16 protein-coding genes are annotated in these 17,947 nt (G+C 70.3%); 9 read left to right on the forward strand and 7 right to left on the reverse strand.

The features are described 5' to 3' along the window. The first annotated feature begins 30 nt into the window (after window positions 1-30). Complete coding sequence (locus tag BBK82_RS28640) at window positions 31-771, forward strand: methyltransferase domain-containing protein (RefSeq protein WP_065917768.1); 741 nt, start codon at window positions 31-33, stop codon at window positions 769-771. Here BBK82_RS28640 and BBK82_RS28645 read toward each other — a convergent pair. After that, complete coding sequence (locus BBK82_RS28645) at window positions 768-2,429, reverse strand: DEAD/DEAH box helicase (RefSeq protein WP_065917769.1); 1,662 nt, start codon at window positions 2,427-2,429, stop codon at window positions 768-770. The two genes, BBK82_RS28640 and BBK82_RS28645, sit on opposite strands and share 4 nt — an antisense overlap. Window positions 2,430-2,570: 141 nt before the next feature. Then, complete coding sequence (locus BBK82_RS28650) at window positions 2,571-5,675, reverse strand: phosphodiester glycosidase family protein (RefSeq protein ID WP_237047629.1); 3,105 nt, start codon at window positions 5,673-5,675, stop codon at window positions 2,571-2,573. Window positions 5,676-5,967: 292 nt separating this feature from the next. Between BBK82_RS28650 and BBK82_RS28655 the strand changes: the two genes are divergently transcribed. Continuing rightward, entirely contained in the window at window positions 5,968-7,188 is a 1,221-nt protein-coding gene (locus BBK82_RS28655; RefSeq protein ID WP_065917771.1) for a glycoside hydrolase family 16 protein, read from the forward strand. A gap of 94 nt (window positions 7,189-7,282) precedes the next feature. Here BBK82_RS28655 and BBK82_RS28660 read toward each other — a convergent pair whose 3' ends face one another. Both BBK82_RS28660 and BBK82_RS28665 read right to left on the reverse strand, forming a co-directional pair. Beyond that, on the reverse strand, window positions 7,283-8,140 hold the full coding sequence (locus BBK82_RS28660; RefSeq protein WP_065917772.1) for an ornithine cyclodeaminase family protein: 858 nt from the start codon (window positions 8,138-8,140) through the stop codon (window positions 7,283-7,285). Window positions 8,141-8,173: 33 nt separating this feature from the next. Then, a complete protein-coding gene (locus tag BBK82_RS28665; RefSeq protein WP_237048438.1) occupies window positions 8,174-8,992 on the reverse strand; it encodes a DUF5753 domain-containing protein in 819 nt (272 codons plus the stop codon). A gap of 135 nt (window positions 8,993-9,127) precedes the next feature. Between BBK82_RS28665 and BBK82_RS28670 the strand changes: the two genes are divergently transcribed. From BBK82_RS28670 to BBK82_RS28680, 3 genes are all read left to right on the forward strand, one after another. Continuing rightward, window positions 9,128-9,382: a hypothetical protein gene (locus tag BBK82_RS28670; protein WP_065917774.1), complete on the forward strand. Its 255-nt coding sequence runs from the start codon at window positions 9,128-9,130 to the stop codon at window positions 9,380-9,382. A gap of 324 nt (window positions 9,383-9,706) precedes the next feature. Beyond that, window positions 9,707-10,270 (forward strand): TetR/AcrR family transcriptional regulator, encoded by a 564-nt coding sequence (locus BBK82_RS28675; RefSeq protein ID WP_065917775.1) that lies wholly within the window; start codon window positions 9,707-9,709, stop codon window positions 10,268-10,270. Beyond that, window positions 10,267-10,842, forward strand: a complete 576-nt coding sequence (locus BBK82_RS28680; protein ID WP_065917776.1) for a hypothetical protein — start codon at window positions 10,267-10,269, stop codon at window positions 10,840-10,842. The genes BBK82_RS28675 and BBK82_RS28680 overlap by 4 nt, the downstream gene beginning before the upstream one ends. Before the next feature lie 46 nt (window positions 10,843-10,888). On the opposite strand, the gene BBK82_RS28685 is transcribed toward BBK82_RS28680, so the two are convergent. Next, window positions 10,889-11,653 carry a LuxR C-terminal-related transcriptional regulator gene (locus BBK82_RS28685; protein WP_083268210.1) on the reverse strand — a complete coding sequence of 255 codons (765 nt, stop codon included), beginning with the start codon at window positions 11,651-11,653 and terminating at the stop codon, window positions 10,889-10,891. Between the two features lie 115 nt (window positions 11,654-11,768). Between BBK82_RS28685 and BBK82_RS28690 the strand changes: the two genes are divergently transcribed. The 3 genes from BBK82_RS28690 to BBK82_RS28700 all read left to right on the forward strand — a co-directional run bounded on the left by BBK82_RS28690 (window position 11,769) and on the right by BBK82_RS28700 (window position 15,112). Beyond that, window positions 11,769-13,442 carry an AMP-binding protein gene (locus BBK82_RS28690; RefSeq protein WP_065917777.1) on the forward strand — a complete coding sequence of 558 codons (1,674 nt, stop codon included), beginning with the start codon at window positions 11,769-11,771 and terminating at the stop codon, window positions 13,440-13,442. Between the two features lie 259 nt (window positions 13,443-13,701). After that, window positions 13,702-14,214, forward strand: coding sequence for an NlpC/P60 family protein (locus BBK82_RS28695; protein ID WP_065917778.1), 513 nt, complete (start codon window positions 13,702-13,704; stop codon window positions 14,212-14,214). A 79-nt stretch (window positions 14,215-14,293) separates the two neighbouring features. Beyond that, window positions 14,294-15,112 carry an SDR family NAD(P)-dependent oxidoreductase gene (locus tag BBK82_RS28700; RefSeq protein ID WP_065917779.1) on the forward strand — a complete coding sequence of 273 codons (819 nt, stop codon included), beginning with the start codon at window positions 14,294-14,296 and terminating at the stop codon, window positions 15,110-15,112. A gap of 251 nt (window positions 15,113-15,363) precedes the next feature. Here the strand turns inward: BBK82_RS28700 and BBK82_RS55850 are convergent, their stop codons facing one another. Then, entirely contained in the window at window positions 15,364-15,486 is a 123-nt protein-coding gene (locus BBK82_RS55850) for a hypothetical protein (RefSeq protein WP_257785391.1), read from the reverse strand. Between the two features lie 462 nt (window positions 15,487-15,948). Between BBK82_RS55850 and BBK82_RS28705 the strand changes: the two genes are divergently transcribed. After that, window positions 15,949-17,100, forward strand: a complete 1,152-nt coding sequence (locus BBK82_RS28705; RefSeq protein ID WP_065917780.1) for a hypothetical protein — start codon at window positions 15,949-15,951, stop codon at window positions 17,098-17,100. Here BBK82_RS28705 and BBK82_RS28710 read toward each other — a convergent pair. Further along, entirely contained in the window at window positions 17,078-17,938 is an 861-nt protein-coding gene (locus BBK82_RS28710; protein WP_065917781.1) for an AraC family transcriptional regulator, read from the reverse strand. The two genes, BBK82_RS28705 and BBK82_RS28710, sit on opposite strands and share 23 nt — an antisense overlap. Window positions 17,939-17,947: the final 9 nt, after the last annotated feature.

The raw sequence follows: 17,947 nt of genomic DNA on the forward strand, positions 1-17,947 counted from the left end.
ACAACCCGGGGTGTGGTGGCATCACGGGCCATGGGGTTCGAGGAGCTGGTCGCCGAGGGGGCGGCGGTACCGCTGGAGGGCTGGGACTTCTCCTGGTTCGAGGGCCGTGCCACCGAGGAACGTCCACCGTGGGGGTACGCGGGGCTGATCGCCGAGAGGTTGGCCCAGGTCGGGTCGGCGCTCGACCTGCAGACCGGTGGGGGAGAGGTGACCGCGTCGGCGCCGGTCAAGCCGGGAACGTTGGCGGCCACCGAGTCGTGGCCGCCGAACGCCGCCGTGGCGCGCAGGAACCTGCCGGGAGCGCTCGTGGTGCGGGCGGCGGACGAGGGGCCGTTGCCGTTCCAAGACGCGGCCTTCGACCTCGTCATCAGCCGGCACCCGGTGGTGACGCCGTGGGGTGAGGTCGCGCGAGTGCTGAAACGGACAGGCACCTACCTGTCGCAGCAGATCGGGGCCGGGACGAACCGCGAGCTCACCGACTTCATGATGGGGCCGCAGCCGGTCAGCGACGCGCGCAGCACCGGCCACGCGCGCGAACGTGCCGCAGCCGCCGGGTTGGAGGTCGTCCGCCTGGAGCCGGTGAAGCTCAAGGTGACGTTCAAGGACGTCGGTGCGGTCGTGCACTTCCTGCGCAAGGTGCTGTGGACCGTGCCCGGCTTCACCGTCGAGGGCTACCGGGACCGGCTCAGAGCGATGCACGAGCACATCGAGGCGCACGGAGAGTTCGCGTGCACCTCGACGCGCTTCCTCATCGAGGCACGAAAGCCTTAACGCGGCTGGCGCTCGCGGCGGATCGTGATGCGCTTGCCCTTGATCGTCGCGTCGCGCAGCTGCTCGATCACGCTGTTCGCTTCCGGGCCCGGCACCTCGACCAGGGAGAAGCGGTCCGCGATCTCGATCGCGCCGATGTCGCGGCCCTTCAGGGTCGTCTCGCCGGTGATGGCGCCCACGATGTCCTGCGGGCGGATGCCCGAGGAGCGGCCAGCGCCGAGGAACAGCCTCGTCATGCCCTCGGACGGGCCGCGGCGTTCGCGGCGGGGGCCTGCCGGGGCACCGTCGCGGCGCGGGCGGTCCTCGCGCGGGCGGACCTCGGGGATCTCCTCCTCGTCGGCGGCGGCACCGGAGGCCTCGTGAGCGAGCTTCACGGCGGCGAGCGCGATGTCCATCACGTCGAACTCGTCGGCGAGGGTCTCGACGACCACGCGGAAGCGCGAGAGGTCGTCCTCCATCAGCGACTCCTGCAGCGACGAGCGGGTGAGCTCCAGCTGGCGGGCGCGCAGGTCGGCGACCGTCGGCACCTTCTCCATCGGGATCTTGGTCTTGGTGACGCGCTCGATCGTCTTGAGCATCGAGTTCTCGCGCGGCTCGACCAGCGTGATCGCGACGCCCTCACGGCCCGCGCGGCCGACCCGGCCGATGCGGTGCGTGTAGGCCTCGGGCGCGGACGGCACGTTGTAGTTCACGACGTGCGTGAGCTGCTCGATGTCGAGGCCACGCGCGGCCACGTCGGTGGCGACCAGCAGGTCGGCGGTGCCGGAGCGCAGGCGGGCCATGACCCGGTCGCGCTGCTCCTGGCTGATGCCGCCGTGCAGCGACTCGGCGCGGTAGCCGCGGCCGTTCAACGTCTCGGTGAGCTGGTCGACCTCGTCACGCGTGCGGCAGAACACGACAGCGGCGGTCGGTGCCTCCACGTCCAGCACGCGGCCCAGCGCGGCCGGCTTGTGCTCGCGGCGCACGAGGTACGCGGTCTGCCGGACGCGGGGTGCCTCGCCCGGCTCGGTCTTCTCGCGCTCGATCTGGATCAGCACCGGCTCGCGCAGGTGGCTCTTGGCCATGCGGTCGATTCGCGGCGGCATCGTGGCCGAGAACAGCACGGTCTGCCGGTCGGCCGGGGTCTCGGTGAGGATCGCGTCGATGTCCTCCGCGAAGCCCATGTCGAGCATCTCGTCGGCCTCGTCGAGCACGACGACCTGCAGGTCGCCGAGCTGGAGCGTGCCGCGCTGCAGGTGGTCGATCGCGCGGCCGGGGGTCGCGACCACCACGTCGATGCCGCGGGACAGCTCGCGCAGCTGGCGGCCGATGGGCTGGCCGCCGTAGATCGGGAGCACGCGCGTGCCCAGGTGGCGTCCGTAGCGGTGGACCGCCTCGGACACCTGCACGGCCAGCTCACGGGTCGGGGCGAGCACGAGAGCCAGCGGCTTCTCGCCCTTGCCGATCCGGTCGGCGATGCGTTCGAGCAGCGGCAGCGCGAACGCCGCCGTCTTGCCGGTGCCCGTGGCCGCCTGGCCCAGCAGGTCGTTGCCCGCGAGCAGGGGCGGGATCGCTTCGCTCTGGATCGGCGTCGGCTCCTCGTAGCCCAGCGTGGTGAGTGCGTTGAGGATGTCGGGCCGCAGCCCCAGGTCGGCGAAACCGTTGTCGGCGGTGGTCATGGCGCACATCTTCCCCCACGGGCGCTCGTCTCACCCGACTAGGTCCGCTCGCCGCCGCGCGAACGCCGGATGGGAGAATCACCCCGAGGCCGCGCAGGCCTGTTCTTCCAGGCCTGGTCCCGGCCTCGGGGTGATCACCTCCTACCGGCGCGCCGCCGTCACTTCCGCCTTCGTGGTCACGCCGTTGACTGTGACCGCGATCTCCACCTGTCCTGACCGGACAGCCGTGAGCACGCGGGTGTCCGGGTCGAACCACGCCACGTGCCACGGCCGCAGCCCGTGCGGCTTGCCGATGTGGAGGTTCCCGGAACCGCTCCAGGTCGCCGCCACCGGGTAGTCGAGCGGCACGGTCCTGGTGCCCTGCCGGATCGTGGCGCCGATCTTCGCCTGGCCGCGCACGGTCGCGGGTGCGTTGAGCGCCAACGAGTCCACGTGCGGCCGGATCTCCGCCTTCACCTCGCGATCGGTGACGCCCACGAGCGTCCAGCCGGTGAACCCGCCCGCCTCGGCCGGTGCCTTGCCGGAGTTGCCGTTGACCAAGTACGGCACGCCGTCCACTTCGGACGCGAAGAACCCGCCGACGTGGCCGCCGATGAACGTGGCCCTGCCGTCGGCCGACAGCAGCTCCTCGAAGTACTCCGCCTCCATCCGGTCGGACAGCTGGCTGGTGCGCGCCGGCGTGGGGTCGCGCGGCGGGTGGTGCATCATCACGACCGTCTGGCCGGGCGCGGTGCCGAGTGCCCGCTTGAGCATCGCCACCTGGTCGAAGCCGCCGCCCCGCAGCGTGCCGGTGGACGAGTCGAGCAGCACGAACCGGGTGCCCCTGTGGTCGAACGTGCGGTTGGTGGCGCCGAACTCGCGGCGGAAGTTGTCGATCGTGCCGGGTCCCATGATCTCGTGGTTGCCGGGCACGTAGTACCAGGGGAAGTCGCCCAGCTCCTCGGTCAGCACCCGGCGGGCCAGCGCGAGGTCCGCGGGCGAGGCCTCGTCGACCAGGTCGCCGTTGACCACGACGAACTCCGCGCCGGACGCCTTGATCTCCCGCATGGTCCTGCGCGCCGACTTCACCAGGTCGCTGTCCGGTGCCCGCGCGACGAACTGCGCGTCCGACATGACCGCGAACTTCCAGCCCGCGGCCGGTCCGACGACCTCCTCACGCGGCTCGCTCGCCGGTGGCAGCGTGACGGCGGGCGGGACCCGTGCGGTGATGTCGTCGACGACCACCTCGCCGGTGTACGAGCGGTCGGCCTTCGTCTCGATCGTGTAGAAGCGGTTGACCGTGATGGGGAACTTCAGTTCGCCCGGAACCGGGACGGAGAGCTGTCTCCACCCGTTCCAGGTGATGTACGGGCCGTAGAGCGACCTCGACTGGCCGCTCGCGTCGGTGACCGTGAACGCCGTCCACTCGCCCTTGCCCGCGCCGTGCACCCAGGCGGCGAGCTCCAGCGGTTGTCCGTTGACCTGCAACGGTTTCGGCGGCACCGCGTAGGCCGTGCGCGTGCCGGTCGACTGGGTGAAGTCGTAGCTGAGCCGGAGTCCGCCGCCGGTGTGGCCGTTCGGCTCCGGCGTGACCGCACCGGTCGCGCGCGCCGAGCCGAAGGTCCACCGTGGAGCGTCGTCGAAGGTCGCCAGCGGTTCGTCGACGGCGCCGACGGTGACCGCGGCCTGGGTCTCCTGGCCCTGCGCCCTGATCCTGACCGTGGTGGCACCGGTCCGCTTCGCGACGATCTGCAGGTCGGGCGTGATGTCGATGACCGACCGGTCGTAGCTGAGGTCGAGGTCGGCGCGGTCGATCTTCGCACTGTACCCGTCCGCGTCGAACCCGTTGACCTGCAACGGTTTGCGCTCGTCGACGCCGAGGCTGACCCTCGGGGTGGCCGGCGCGATCCTGGTGAGCTCGCCGAGCACGGTGAGGTCGACCGACCTGCTCACCGAGCCCTGGAACGCGGTGAACGTCGCCCTGCCCGAGCGCGGTGCCGCGTGGAAGGTGTCGCCGATCGCCCAGCCGCCGGTGGCGCGGGTGCGGTGCGGGCTGCTCGCCGGGCCGAACGTCTCGTCGTGGCCGTTGACCGTGATCCTGCGCGTCATGCCGGGGAAGACCCGCTGGTCACCCGGCTGAACGTGGAAGCCGGTGAGCCTGCCGGTGCCCGGTGGCGCGTAGAGCGCGAGCCCGTTGGGGACGGGGCGCTGACCGCCGTCCGACGGCGTGTTGACGACCTTGAGCTCCGTGGTCCCGGGCTCACGGGCGAGCATGGTCGACGAGCCGCCGCCGTCGAGGTTGAGCGCGTTGTGGGCGCCCAGCTCGATCATGGCGTCGGCGAGGTCCCTGAGGTTCAGGCCCAGCAGGAACGCGCCCTGCCGCCCGTCGACCGTCAGCACGACCATCTTCTTGCCGTCCTGCGAGAACCCGACCGCGGTCCGCGGGTGCAACGGGTCGGCGGGCGCCACGTTCCTGCCGTCCTCGACCAACAGCTGCCTGCCGCCGATCGCGGTGACCGGCCGGCTGCCGTCGCTGGTCCTGCTCACGTAGGTCACCTCGACGCGGTCACCCGGCTTGAGCTGCTTGAGCGTGTCGGCGCCCTGGTCGCGCCCGACGAGCGCGTAGCCGCTGACGGGCCGGTCGCTCGGGCTGCCGACGGACTCGACGACGTCGTCGGTGACGATGACCTCGGCCGTGTTGGCGGCCCCCTGCACGGCGCGAGCCCGGGAGTAGCTGCCCCACAACGGGTTGAAGACGCCGATGCCGTTCACGTCGATCCGCGCGCTGTTGAGCTGCGTGATCTTGTGGACGCCGTTCAACGTCCCCTCGAAGAACGTCTCCATGACGCTGCCGACCCCGGCCGCGTCGATGCCGACCGCGCGCCCCTGCCCGGACTTCACGAGCCGGCCGTCCTTGACACCGACCCCTTCGGGAGCGTTCGAGTTGTTGATGTCGAAGAAGTCGCCGTTGATCGCCGCGACCGCCCGCGGGGTCTGCTCGCTGAGCGGCTTGGCCCGCGCCACGGTGCCGGGGTCGACGTACCCGACCCTGGTGCCCTTGGTGAGGTCGATCGAGAGGGCGTCGCCGCGGATCCACCCACCGGACCCGCCGGGCTCGTACCAGTCGAACGAGCTGAGGGTGACGCCGGGCGCGACCGGACTCGTGGTCCGCTCAGTCTCGATGCGTCGGCTGATGTCCGCGTGAGCGGGGTACACGGGCGTCAGTACGACCGCGGCGATGGCCACCGCAAGTGCGCGTCTCGTCACAGCTGGTGAACCTAGCTTGGCCCGGTGAAGAAAGGCCCAACGGACCGGGCCTCCGCCGGGTCGCTGTGGTGTCGGCGAGGTCGGCTTGCCTGTGGTCTGGACCTGTTTCCCGTGGTTTTCCCGCTCAACTCCGGTTGACTGGCTCCAAACCTGCTGGTCACGCTCAAGATCATCTGAGAGCGCTCCCATATGACAAGAACCTGAAAACCTTTACACGTTGACCGAGAGTCACGGCGCGACAACACTTCCGAACCACTGGGCGCACAACTAAACACCCGGAAAGGTCGGTTCGATGCATCGACGCATCGGGACGGCCCTTGCCGCCGCCTTGATGGTGGCCGCAGGGATGACCGTCGCCACCACCAGCCAAGCTCCCCCTGCCAACGCGGCGGTGACCTGGGCCGACGAGTTCAACGCCCCCGCAGGCACCGGTGTCGACGGCGGCAAGTGGCAAATGGAAGTGGGCAACAACAACGGCAACAACCGAGAGCACCAGTGGTACCAGGCGGGTACCTCCAACGCGGCGCACGACGGCCAGGGCAACCTCGTCATCACCGCCAAGAAGGAGAACCCAGGCAACTACAACTGCTGGTACGGCCGGTGTCAGTACACCTCGGCCCGCATCAACACCGCGGGCAAGTTCACCCAGACCTACGGCCGCTTCGAAGCGCGCATGAAGATGCCGCGCGGCAAGGGCATCTGGCCGGCGTTCTGGATGCTGGGCGCTGACATCAACACCGGCAACCCGTGGCCGGGTTCCGGCGAGATCGACATCATGGAGTTCCTGGGACACCAGACGAACACCGTGTACGGCACCATCCACGGTCCGGGCTACAGCGGTGCCGGTGGCCTGTCCCACCAGTATAACGGCCCGAACTTCTCCGACGGCTTCCACAACTTCGCCGTCGACTGGAAGCCGGGCGAGATCACGTGGTCCGTCGACGGCCAGGTCTACGGCCGCAAGACGGCAGCCGACCTCGGTGGCCGCCAGTGGGTGTTCAACAAGCCGTTCTTCATCATCATCAACCTCGCGGTCGGTGGTGAGTGGCCCGGCTACCCGGACGCCAGCACGACGTTCCCGCAGCAGCTCGTGATCGACTGGGTCCGCGTCTCCAACGACAGCCCGCCCGCCGGCGGTGGCTCGGAGATCCGCGGCATCGGCGGCAAGTGCCTCGACGTGCCCTGGGCCAACACGGCCAACGGCACGCCCATCCAGGTCGTCGGCTGCAACGGCAACGCGGCCCAGAAGTGGAGCCGTCCCGGTGACGGCACCATCCGCGCGCTGGGCAAGTGCCTCGACGTCAACGGCGGCGGAACGGCGAACGGCACGGTGGTCCAGCTCTGGGACTGCAACGGGTCACCTGCCCAGCAGTGGGCCGTCAGCGGGGCACAGGACATCGTGAACCCGCAGGCCAACAAGTGCCTGGACACCATCGGAGGCTCCTCGGCCGACGGCACGAGGACCCACATCTGGGACTGCCTGGGTGTGGCCAGCCAGAAGTGGCAGGTCTGATCTGAGGGTCTCCTCGCGGGTTGCGCATGGCCCGTGAGGACGTGAGCTGGACGCGACCCCCGCGGCGGACGGGTTCGCGTCCAGCTCCTCGGTCTCAGGCCAGGAGCCTCGCGACCGCCCAGTCCTGCACGGCCACGCCGACCGACTTGAACACGGTCCGCCCCTGCCTCAGCGGCGGGTTCCCCAGCGCCGCCCCCAGCTCCACCAGCGACTCCAGCTTGAGCACCCCGGACCGCACCGCCCGGATGATCTCGCCGGCCTCGCTCAGCGCCGCCTCGACCTGGTCCACCACCACGACCTCGGCGCTCGCCAGCAGTTCCTCCGGCAGCTCCCGCATCACCGGCCGGTACGACCCGATGGCGTTGACGTGCACGCGTTCCTTGAGCGCGCCGACGTCGAACAACGGCACCGTCGCCGCCGTCGCGCAACACACCACGTCCGCCTGCGCCACCGCCTCGTCGGCGTTGACGGCCACGTCCAGCACGGTGTCCGGCAGCTCGTCCCGCAGGCCCTCCACCAACGCCTCGGCGCGTGCCGGGTTCCGGTTGAACACCACCAGCTTCTTGAGCGGCCGCACCGCGTGCACCGCCCGCACCTGGTCCGCCGCCTGCGCCCCGGCCCCCAGCAACGCCAGCTGGTCGGCGTCCTCGTCGGCCAGCAGGTCCGTCGCCACCCCGACCACCGCGCCGGTCCGCAACGTCGTCAACGGCACCGCGTCCGCCGCGAACTGCCCGTCCGGGTGCGAGAACACGACGGTCCCCGCGATCACCGGGTCCCGCTCGACCTCGATGCTGACGACCTTCACCGCGGTCGACGCCGTCGGCCGGTGGTGCACGGCCATGACCAGCGACCGGCTCTCCCCGAAGGCGTGGCGGGGCGGAAGGTCGAACTCACCCGCGGTGAGGCCGACGAACGCTGCGCGGACGGCGTCGATCGCCGCGGGCATGGTCATGGTTCGGATGGTAACGACCTGCCGCCGCCGCCCTCAGGCCAGCAGCTGCCCGATCGACCCCAGCGACTCCTCCCGGTCGAGGGCGACGCCGTCGAGCGCCTCCACCACCCGCTGATATGCCGCCACCGCAGCGGGTTCCTCGACCACGAGGCTCGAGTTCTCGTTCTCCACGAACACGACCGGGTCGTACCGCTCGAACGTCAGCAGGTCGAACGCCCCCGCCAGCCCCGCGTGCGCCCCGGCCGCCAGCGGGACGACCCGGACCTCGACGTGCGGCCTCCTGGCCAACCGCTGCAGGTGCTGCAGCTGCGCCTCCATCACCTCGTGCCCGCCGACCGGAGCCAGCAACACCGACTCGTGGACGTAGAACACGCACTGCAACCCGAGCCGCAGCACGACCTGCCGCGCCGTCCTGGCCTCGACCCGCGCGTCGACCTCGCTCTCCGGCACGTTCGCACCCGCCCGCACCACCGCCCGCGTGTACTCCTGGAGCTGCATCAGGGTGTGCAGGTGCGAGAGCTGCCAGCTGACCAGCTTGCGCGCCATGCGCTCGTGCTCGGCCAACGTCCGCTGCCGGATCGGCGCACACGCGCCGTGCTCCTGCCACCAACCCCGCCTGCCGAGGTGCGGTAAGACCGCGAGGAGGCGGTCACGGTCCTCGGCCGGCGTCCGGCACACGCCCAGCAGCAGCGCCAGGTCGCGTTCGCTCACCCCGGCATCGCCGTTGATGAGGTCCACCAGCTTGCGTTCTTCCCAGTCCAACATTTCCGCGATCGCACGTGAGTTCATTCCCGTGTCCGCGATGACCACCCGCAGAACTTCACCGAACTCGCGTGCCCTGACGTTCTTCATCGACACGCCTGCACACGCTACGACCAGCGTTATCGTTCCGGAACATATCCGCCGCGAGAACACCCGAAAGCGCAGCCGTTGGAATTCTTCCAAGCCGCAGAATGATTCCATGAGTGAGAACGAGGGGGTTCTGTCGTGGCCGCGGAAATCCTGACCGAAGACCTGCTGCGCACATCGCTGGCCCGGCTGTCGCGGGAGGTCGTCAAGACGCATCCGGAGTTCGGGGAGATGCTCGCCCGGCACATGATGCTGACCTGCGGGCTGGTTCCGGACCCGCAACGGGCGGCGCACTACCACGAGCTGGGGACGTTGCTCGTTGATCTCGGGCGGCTGTACCTGGCGGAGTCGGAGGAGCTGCGCACGGTTCAGGAAGAACGCGTCTCGGCGTAGGCGGGCTCGCATCGGAAAACCACTCATCGACTCGTTCAACGGGACCGCGGAGGCCGTGGCCCGCACCGGCGCGGCCCCGGTGTTCGTCGGCTGCGACCCCCGGCGCGCAAGGCGACGCCGGTGCCGTGACCACCCAGGACGCCGCGCTCGTCGAGAAGTGCGCCTGCTGTCGCAGCACGGTTCGCCGTCGAAGTGCGTGCAGCACGCTGTGCTTCAACAGCCGCCCTCGACACGCTGCAGGCCGTCGTCCTGTACGCGAAGCTGAAGCGCCGCCGAGTTGGTCACGGCTTGACGATGCTGGCTAATATCGTTAGCTTTCACGCTATGGCCGTTCGCCCCCGTCTCACCACCGCCTCCGTCGTCGACGCCGCACTGGCGCTCCTCGACGAGCACGGCGCCGACGGGCTGACGCTCGCCGCCGTCGCCGCTCGCACCGGTGTCGCCACGCCCTCGCTCTACAAGCACGTCGGCAGCCTCGCCGATCTCAAGGCGCTCGTCGGTGTGCGTGCGATGGAGGACATGACCGCCCGGTTCATCAAGGCGGTGCTGGGCAGGGCGGGCGACGAGGCCGTGACCACGTTGATGCACGAGTACCGCGCCTACGTCCGCGAGCACCCGAACCGGTACGCCGCCATGCCGATGGACCCGTTGCACGACCCGGCTCAGCAGCAAGCCGGGATGAGGCTGATGGAGCTCATGCTCGCGACCCTGCGCGGGTACGGGCTCGAAGGCTCCCAGGCGGTCCACGCCACGCGCCGGTTGCGGGTGATCGTGCACGGCTTCGCGGACATCGAGTCCAGGGGCGGGTTCGGCCTGCCGGAGGGGCTCGACGACACCTACGACCAGCTCGTCCGGATGTACCTCGACAGCCTTGGGGGGACCACGTGAAGATCACACTCGCCGCCGCCGGCGTGCTGTTCCTGCTCTACCCGGTCGCAAGACCCTGGGAGGACGAGACGACCGCGGCCGGTGCCGCGGCGGCGATGGGGTCGCAGGCGTGGGTGGCGTCCCACCTCTTCGCGATGATCGGGTTCGTCCTCGTGTCGATCGCGTTGCTGGACGTCCACCGGCCGGCCGCCATCACGTTCTGGGTCGGCGCCGGGCTCACGTTGCCCTACTACGGTGCGGAGAACTTCGGGCTGCACGAGATCGCCGCGCAGCCGAACCTGCTCGAGCTCGCCGAGGCCGTGCGCTACAACCCGGTCGCCGTCACGACGTTCGGCGTCGGGCTGGTGACCATGGGCGTCGCCGCGGTCGTGGTCGCGCTCAACCGGAAGACCGTGCCCGCGTGGTTGTTCGCGGCCGGGTTCGCGTTGTTCCTGCCGCAGTTCTTCACCCCGCCCGCGGTCAGGATCGCGCACGGCGTGCTGGTGCTGGTGGGCTGTGCGTGGCTGGCGTGGGAGCTCAGCCGGACGCGCGAACCAGCCGGAACACCCGTGGCTCACGCCCGGATCGTTTGACGTAACCGTGGAAGGCCGGCCAGACCGCGAGCATCTTGGCCCGCCATCAAAGAACGCCTGACGATCGCGCCGCGTGCACTGCGGCCGTTCGGTTGTGGACGCCGAGCTTGCGCATGGCGCCCTTCAGGTACGCCTTCACGGTCTCCGCGCTCAGCCCGAGCTCGGAGGCGATCTCGCGGTTCGACGAGCCGACGGCGGCCAGGCGCAGCACGTCGAGCTCGCGCGGGGTCAGCGAGGTCGGGACCGGGCTGGGCACGGGTTCGCCGCCGAGGTCCTGGTGCACCTTGCGGAGCCGGTCGCGCAGTGTCGGATCGCCCACCAGGCGGGCGACTTCGGCCAGTTCGCGGAGAGCCGCTTGGGTGTGGAGTGAGGGCATGTCCAGGTCCTGTGCGAAGCCGTGCGCGATCGCGCCGGCCAGCCTGATCGCCCGGTCGCCGACGGTCGCGTTGCCGCGCACGGCGCCGTAGAGCACGCCGTGGACGGTGCCGCGTACCGCGACCGGGTAGGCGAACACCGACGTCAGGCGTTCTTCGCCGACGACCATCGGGTCGAACTCGTGGGTGATCGCGCGGGTGGAGGCGTAGTCGTTGACGCGCACCGGGGTGCCCATCGCGACCGCCGTGCCGCCCAGGCCGCGGCCGGAGCCGACGCGCAGCCCGTGCAGCGAGGTGCCGTGCATGCCGTGGAAGTGCGACAGCACCAGCTGGTTCGCCGGCGTGACGGCACCGCCGAACACCACGGGCAGCCCGGTGGCGCGGCGGAGCATGTCCAGGCGTTGCGGCAGCAGCGCGGGGAAGCGGTCCGGCAGCACGGGAAGCAGTCTCGCTGACGGGCGCACCCTCGAAAAGGGGTGCACCCCCGTCCGGGGGTATCGGCGTGCCCTCACCCGCCTCCACCCTCGTCAGCCAGCGAAGGGAGGCCACCGGATGGCCAGTCACGACACGTACCGCGCGGCCCGCGACCTGATGCTCACCGACCCGGAGTCGTTCCGCTGGCCGAGCTTCCCGGACGCGTTCAACTGGGCGCACGACTGGTTCGACGTCATCGCCGAGGGCAACGCCGCCACCGCGCTGCACATCGTCGAGGAGGACGGCCGCGAGCGCGCCTACTCGTTCGACGAGCTGCGCCGCCGTTCCAACCGGGTCGCGCACTGGCTCGCGGGACACGGCGTCGGCAAGGGCGACAGCGTCATGATCATGCTCGGCAACCAGGTCGAGCTGTGGGAGTCGATGCTCGCGGTGATGAAGCTCGGCGCGGTGATCATGCCGACCACCACCGCGCTCGGGCCCGCCGACCTCGGCGACCGGCTCCGGCGCGGCACCGTCCGGCACGTCGTCGCCCGTGCGGAGGACGCAGGCAATGTCGAAGGCGTGCCCGAGGCGGGAACCGGGACCGTCCTGATCGCCGTCGGCGGCACCCCGGCCGGCTGGGTCGGCTACACGGACGCCGACTCCTCGCCCGACGAGCCGCTGCCGCACCCGCAGACGCGCGCCGAGGACCGCCTGCTGCTGTACTTCACCTCCGGCACGACCAGCCGTCCGAAGCTCGTCGAGCACACCCAGGTCTCCTACCCGGCCGGGCACGTGACGACCATGCGGTGGATCGGCGTCAAGCCGGGCGACGTGCACCTCAACATCAGCTCGCCCGGCTGGGCCAAGCACGCGTGGAGCTGCTTCTTCGCACCGTGGATCGCCGAAGCGACGATCTTCGTCTACAACTACACCCGCTTCGACGCAGCGGCCCTGCTCGGCCAGATCCGCGCCAAGCGCGTCACCACGTTCTGCGCGCCGCCGACGGTGTGGCGCATGCTGATCAAGGCCGACCTCAGCGGCGGGCCGGGTGAGCTGCGCGAGGTGGTGGCGGCGGGCGAGCCGCTCAACCCCGAGGTGGTCGAGCAGGTCGGGCAGCACTGGGGCCTCACGCTGCGCGACGGGTTCGGCCAGACCGAGACCACGCTGTCGGTCGGCAACCTGCCCGGTGACCAGGTCAAGCTCGGCTCGATGGGACGGCCGCTGCCCGGCGTGCCGGTCGTGCTGGTGGACCCGATCACCGGCGAGCGCGCCGACGAGGGCGAGATCTGCATCGACCTCGGGGAACGGCCGATGTCGCTGATGGTCGGCTACTTCGGCGACGACGAGCGCAACGCCGAGGCGATGGCCGGCGGCTACTACCACACCGGCGACATCGCATCCCGTGACGAGGACGGCTATCTGTTCTACATCGGACGGTCCGACGACGTGTTCAAGGCGTCGGACTACAAGATCTCGCCGTTCGAGCTGGAGAGCGTGCTGATCGAGCACCCGGCGGTCACCGAGGCGGCGGTCGTGCCGGCGCCGGACCCGGTGCGGCTCGCGGTGCCCAAGGCGTACGTGGCGCTGAGCCCCGGCTGGGAGCCGACCAGGGAGACCGCGCTCGAGATCCTGCGGCACGCCCGCGAGAACCTGGCGCCGTACCAGCGGATCCGGCGCCTGGAGTTCGCCGTGCTGCCCAAGACGGTGTCCGGCAAGATCCGCCGGGTCGACCTGCGCGGCCGTGAGGAGCAGGGCGTCGACCAGGCGGGGGAGTGGCGCGACGAGCAGTTCCCCGAGCTGCGCAAATGAGGTTCGAGTGGGCAGGCGGGGCTCTCAGTGTTCTCCCCGGCGCCAGAACGGCGCCCCTGAAGAGGGAGAACAGCGATGAAGATCCGATCCGCCGTCCTGGGTGTGCTGGTCGCGTGTGCGGCGGGGGCCGGGGTGCTGACCGGCCCCCGCCACCGCGTCCGAGTTCGCCGCACAGTTCAACTGCGGCACGTACCCGAGCAACAAGGCGACCTCCCGGGGTGACGCGCTGGCGCGGTCGCTGACGTGGATCCAGGCGCGGGTGCCGTACAGCCGGAGCGCGTGCCACGCCAACCAGCACGGCGACTTTCGCACCGACTGCTCCGGGTACGTCTCGATGGTCTGGGGCCTGCGCCACTCCTACGCGACGGCCACGCTCGACCAGGTCAGCCACCCCATCGCCCGCGCGGACCTGCGGCCGGGTGACGCGCTGAACCGGCCAGGCGAGCACGTCGCGTTGTTCGTCGGCTGGTCGGACGCGGCGCGCACCAAACCCTTGGTACGCGAGCAAGCCGGTCCGAACGGATCGCCGACGATCGAGCGCGTGTGGACGGCCGCCTATGCCGGCACCTACACGCCCATCCGCTACGACCACATCGTCGAAGGTGGCGTGGCCGAGCCCGCCGGTCCTGCGCTGCACCAGATCCGCAACGCCGACGGCACCTGGACGCCGTTCGCCGCGGTGGAGGGCTTCAGCGCCCCGGCGAAGGGCCAGAAGGTCAGCATGGCGGGCGCCGCGGACGGCAGTGCCCACCTGGTGATCTCGAGTTTCTGATCACTTCCGGCCCTGGTGCCGACCGGCGATCACTGGAAGTCTGGGCGGTTCCGCCGCCCACGACGACAGGAGCACACCCATGGTGCGCAAGATCGCCGGTCGGCCCGTTGTCATCACCGGGGCCGCCTCCGGAATCGGCCGCAGTCTCGCGATTCGGCTGTCCCGGCACGGCTGCCCGGTGGTCATCGCCGACGTGAACGCCGTGGAGCTCGAGAAGACCGCGGCCTCGCTGTCGGGCCCGGCGCTCAGCCGGGTGCTGGACGTGCGGGATGCCGCGGATTTCGGGCGTTTCGCTTCCGAGGTGCGGGAGTGGCTGGACCTGCCGCTGGCGGCGGTGTTCAACAACGCGGGCGTGGCAACGGCAACGAGCGTGCTCGACTCCCTGCCCGAGGACGACACCTGGCTCTTCGACATCAACTACTGGGGCGTCGTCAACGGCACGCGGGCGTTCCTGCCGATGCTGCTGAAGCAGAACTACGGGGTCGTCGTGAACACCTCCAGCGTCTACGGCCTGGTCGGCATGCCGAACAACAGCGCCTACTGCTCGGCGAAGTTCGCGGTGCGCGGGTTCACCGACTCGTTGCGGCAGGAACTGCGGGGGACCGGGGTGTCGGCGGCGACGGTGCATCCGGGCGGGATCAAGACCAACATCATCCGCAACGGGCGCATCCACCGGGATCCCGAGGGGCGTGGGCGGGACCTGGAGCAGATCGCGGCGGACTTCGACGCGATCGCCCTGACGACACCGGAGCGGGCGGCGGAGGTGATCCACCGCGGGGTGGAGAAGGGGAAGGCGCGGATTCTGGTGGGGCCGGATGCGTACGTTTTCGATGCTTTGGCTCGGATTGCGCCGACTCGGTATTACAGCCTGGTGGCGAGGTTGCTGGAGCGGAAGTGAGGGGGCCGTTCCCGCGTTCTTCCTCATCACGGGACGAGGGAGTCGCCGGATCAGGACATGCTTCACCTGAACGGGTGAGGGCTGGCTTCGCCGGCCTGGTCGCAGACCTGGCTGCTGCTCTGCCGTCGCCGTCATAGTCGTCGTCCTTCCTGACCCATCCCGGCCTCGCCGTTCCGACGTTGTCCGTCCACCACCAGACGACCGGGCCGTCGAACCAGGACACTCTTCACCCGACCAGGTGACGGCTGGCCTCACGGCCGCGCCGCCACGAGCCCATCGCGCTCCTCGACCGCCGCCGCCACCGCGCCGCGCGCCACCGCACCGCACCGCCACGCACCGCACCGCCACCGCACCGCCACCGCACCGCACCGCACCGCCGTTGCCGTGCCGCATCGAGCGCCGCGCCGAGTCGATCGCGCCGAGTCGATCGCGCCGCCCGAGCGACCGTGCTGGGCTGACCGCGCTGGGCCAAGCTGACCGAGCCGTTCCGAGCCGACGCCGTTCCGAGCTGAGCCGAGCCGACCGCCGTTCCGAGCCCATCGCGTTGCTCGATTGCCGCGCGCACCGCCGTCGCCGCCGACCGTCGCGCCGCCTCAAGGCCACGCTGAGCCGACCGCGCTGAGCCGACGCGCTGAGCCGACCGCGCTGAGCCGACCGCGCTGAGCCGACCGCGCTGAGCCGACCGCGCTGAGCCGACCGCGCTGAGCCGACCGCGCTGAGCGACCGCGCTGAGCCGACCGCGCTGAGCCGACCGCGCTGAGCCACGCCGACCGCCTCAGCACCCACCCACCCCGGCGATGACGCACCCACCCTCCCCCTGAGGGAAGATCTCCCGCATGCGTTCCTCGACCGTCGCCCGCCGGACCGAGCAGTGGTTCGTCCACCAAGGCGCGCCCACCATGATCGAGGGTTACGCCTTCTCCTCCCACGTCCTCCCGCGCATGCTCCCCGTCCTCGCCTTCATCGCGGTCGGCAGCCTCGCCTGGCTGGTCCCGCTCCGGGCCGCCGGGGCAGGAAGATGGGTGCTGCTCGGCATCATCGTCGCGGTCATGATCGCCGCTTGGGTGCTGATCTCGTTGTTCGTGCGCAGGTTGCCGACGTTCTCCAAACGCACCAGTTACCTGCTCATCGGGGTGTACGCGACGATGCCGCTCGCGGTTCCCCTCCTGCAGCTGGTCATCGACGACACGATCACGGCGCCGGGTGAGGGGTTGTTCGGGCTGGTCGGGTTCGTCGTGTTCTTCGGGGTGGCGTTCGTCGCGGCGTTGTTGTTCACCACGTACGGGATCGCGGGGATCCTGCGGGCAGCGATCCGGCATGTGCTCCACGACCTGCGCAACAGCGTGTACCTGCTCGGGCGGGCGTTGCCGCCTATGTTGTTCGTGACGCTGTTCCTGTTCTTCACCGGCGAGTTGTGGCAGGCGATGAACAAGTTGTCGTGGCAGCGGGTGGGTTTGGTCGTGTTGTTGTTCGCGGCGATCACTGTGCTGGCGGCGGCGGCCCGGCTCAGGGACGAGATCGGGCGGGTTGAACAGGACCTGCGGCCGGAGGTGCTCGAACAAGCTTGCAAGGGGACGCCGCTGGCCGGTGTGGAGACCGCGGAACCGTTGCAGCCCAAGAGGCTCAACGGGCGGCAGCTGAGGAACCTGCTCGTCATGCTGGCCACCAGGCAGCTGGTGCAGGCGGCGGTGATCGGGATGGCGCTGTTCGGGTTCTTCGTGTTGCTGGGGGTGATCGTGGTGACGCCGGCGGTGGCCGAGCAGTGGATCGGGGTGCCGCCGGAAATGTCGCCGATCGTGGGGGTGCCGGTGGCGATGTTGCGCAACGCCACGTTGTTCGCGGCGTTCGGGAGCATGTACCTGTCGGTGACGTCGATGAGCGACAACGAGCACCGGCGGCAGTTCTTCGCGTCGGTGGTGGAGCGGGTGGAGCGGACGTTGGCGGTGCGGGCGGTGTACCTGGAGGTCAGAAAGCAGGTTCGGGGGTGAGGGCGGTGTCGCGGCTCGGGGGGACGCCGAACTGGCGGCGGTACTCGCGGCTGAACTGCGACGGGCTGTCGTAGCCGACCTGGTGGCTGATGCGGGTGATGTCGCGGCCGGTGGCGAGCAGCAGTCTGGCCTCCTGCAGGCGGATCTGTTTTTGGAACTGGATCGGGCTCATCGCGGTGACGGCCTGGAAGTTGCGGTAGAACGCCGACTCGCTCATGCCCGCGAGCTTGGCGACGTTCTCGACCTTGAACGACGAGGCGTAGTTCGCGCGGATCCACGAGACGGCCTTCGCGATGTGCGACAGGGTGGAGTCGCTGCGGCCCAGCTGGTGCACGGCGGCGCCCTGCGGGCCGGTCAGCACCCGCCAGAGGATCTCCTGCTTGATCAACGGGGCCAGCGCCGCCGCGTCCCGGGGTTGTTCGACGAGGCGGGCGAGGCGGGTGACGGCGTCGGCCAGTTCGGGGGAGGCGTCGCTGACGGCCAAGCCCTCCGGGGTGCCGGTGGGTGGCGGCAGGTCGTGGCGGAGCAGCAGGTCGGTCACGGCCTGGGGGCGCAGGACGATGCCGATGCCCAGGGCGGGGGTGGTGGGGCTGATGCCGACGTAGTCGCCGGTGATCGGCATGTCGACCGAGGCCACGAGGTACTGGCCGGCGCGGTAGTCGTAGATCCGGTCGCCCAACGCGATGCGCTTGCGGCCCTGGGCCACGAACGCTAGGACCGTGCCGGTCATCGACGGTCCCTGCTCGCTCCGCACGGCGCGCGACATCAGCACGTCGTCGATGGGGGTGCGCAGGTCGGGACGCGCGTGCCTGGCGATGAGCGAACGCAGCTCCTCCACTCGCCTGAT

Origin of the sequence: Lentzea guizhouensis, from assembly GCF_001701025.1 — a bacterium.
GTDB classification, from domain to species: Bacteria; Actinomycetota; Actinomycetes; order Mycobacteriales; family Pseudonocardiaceae; genus Lentzea; species Lentzea guizhouensis.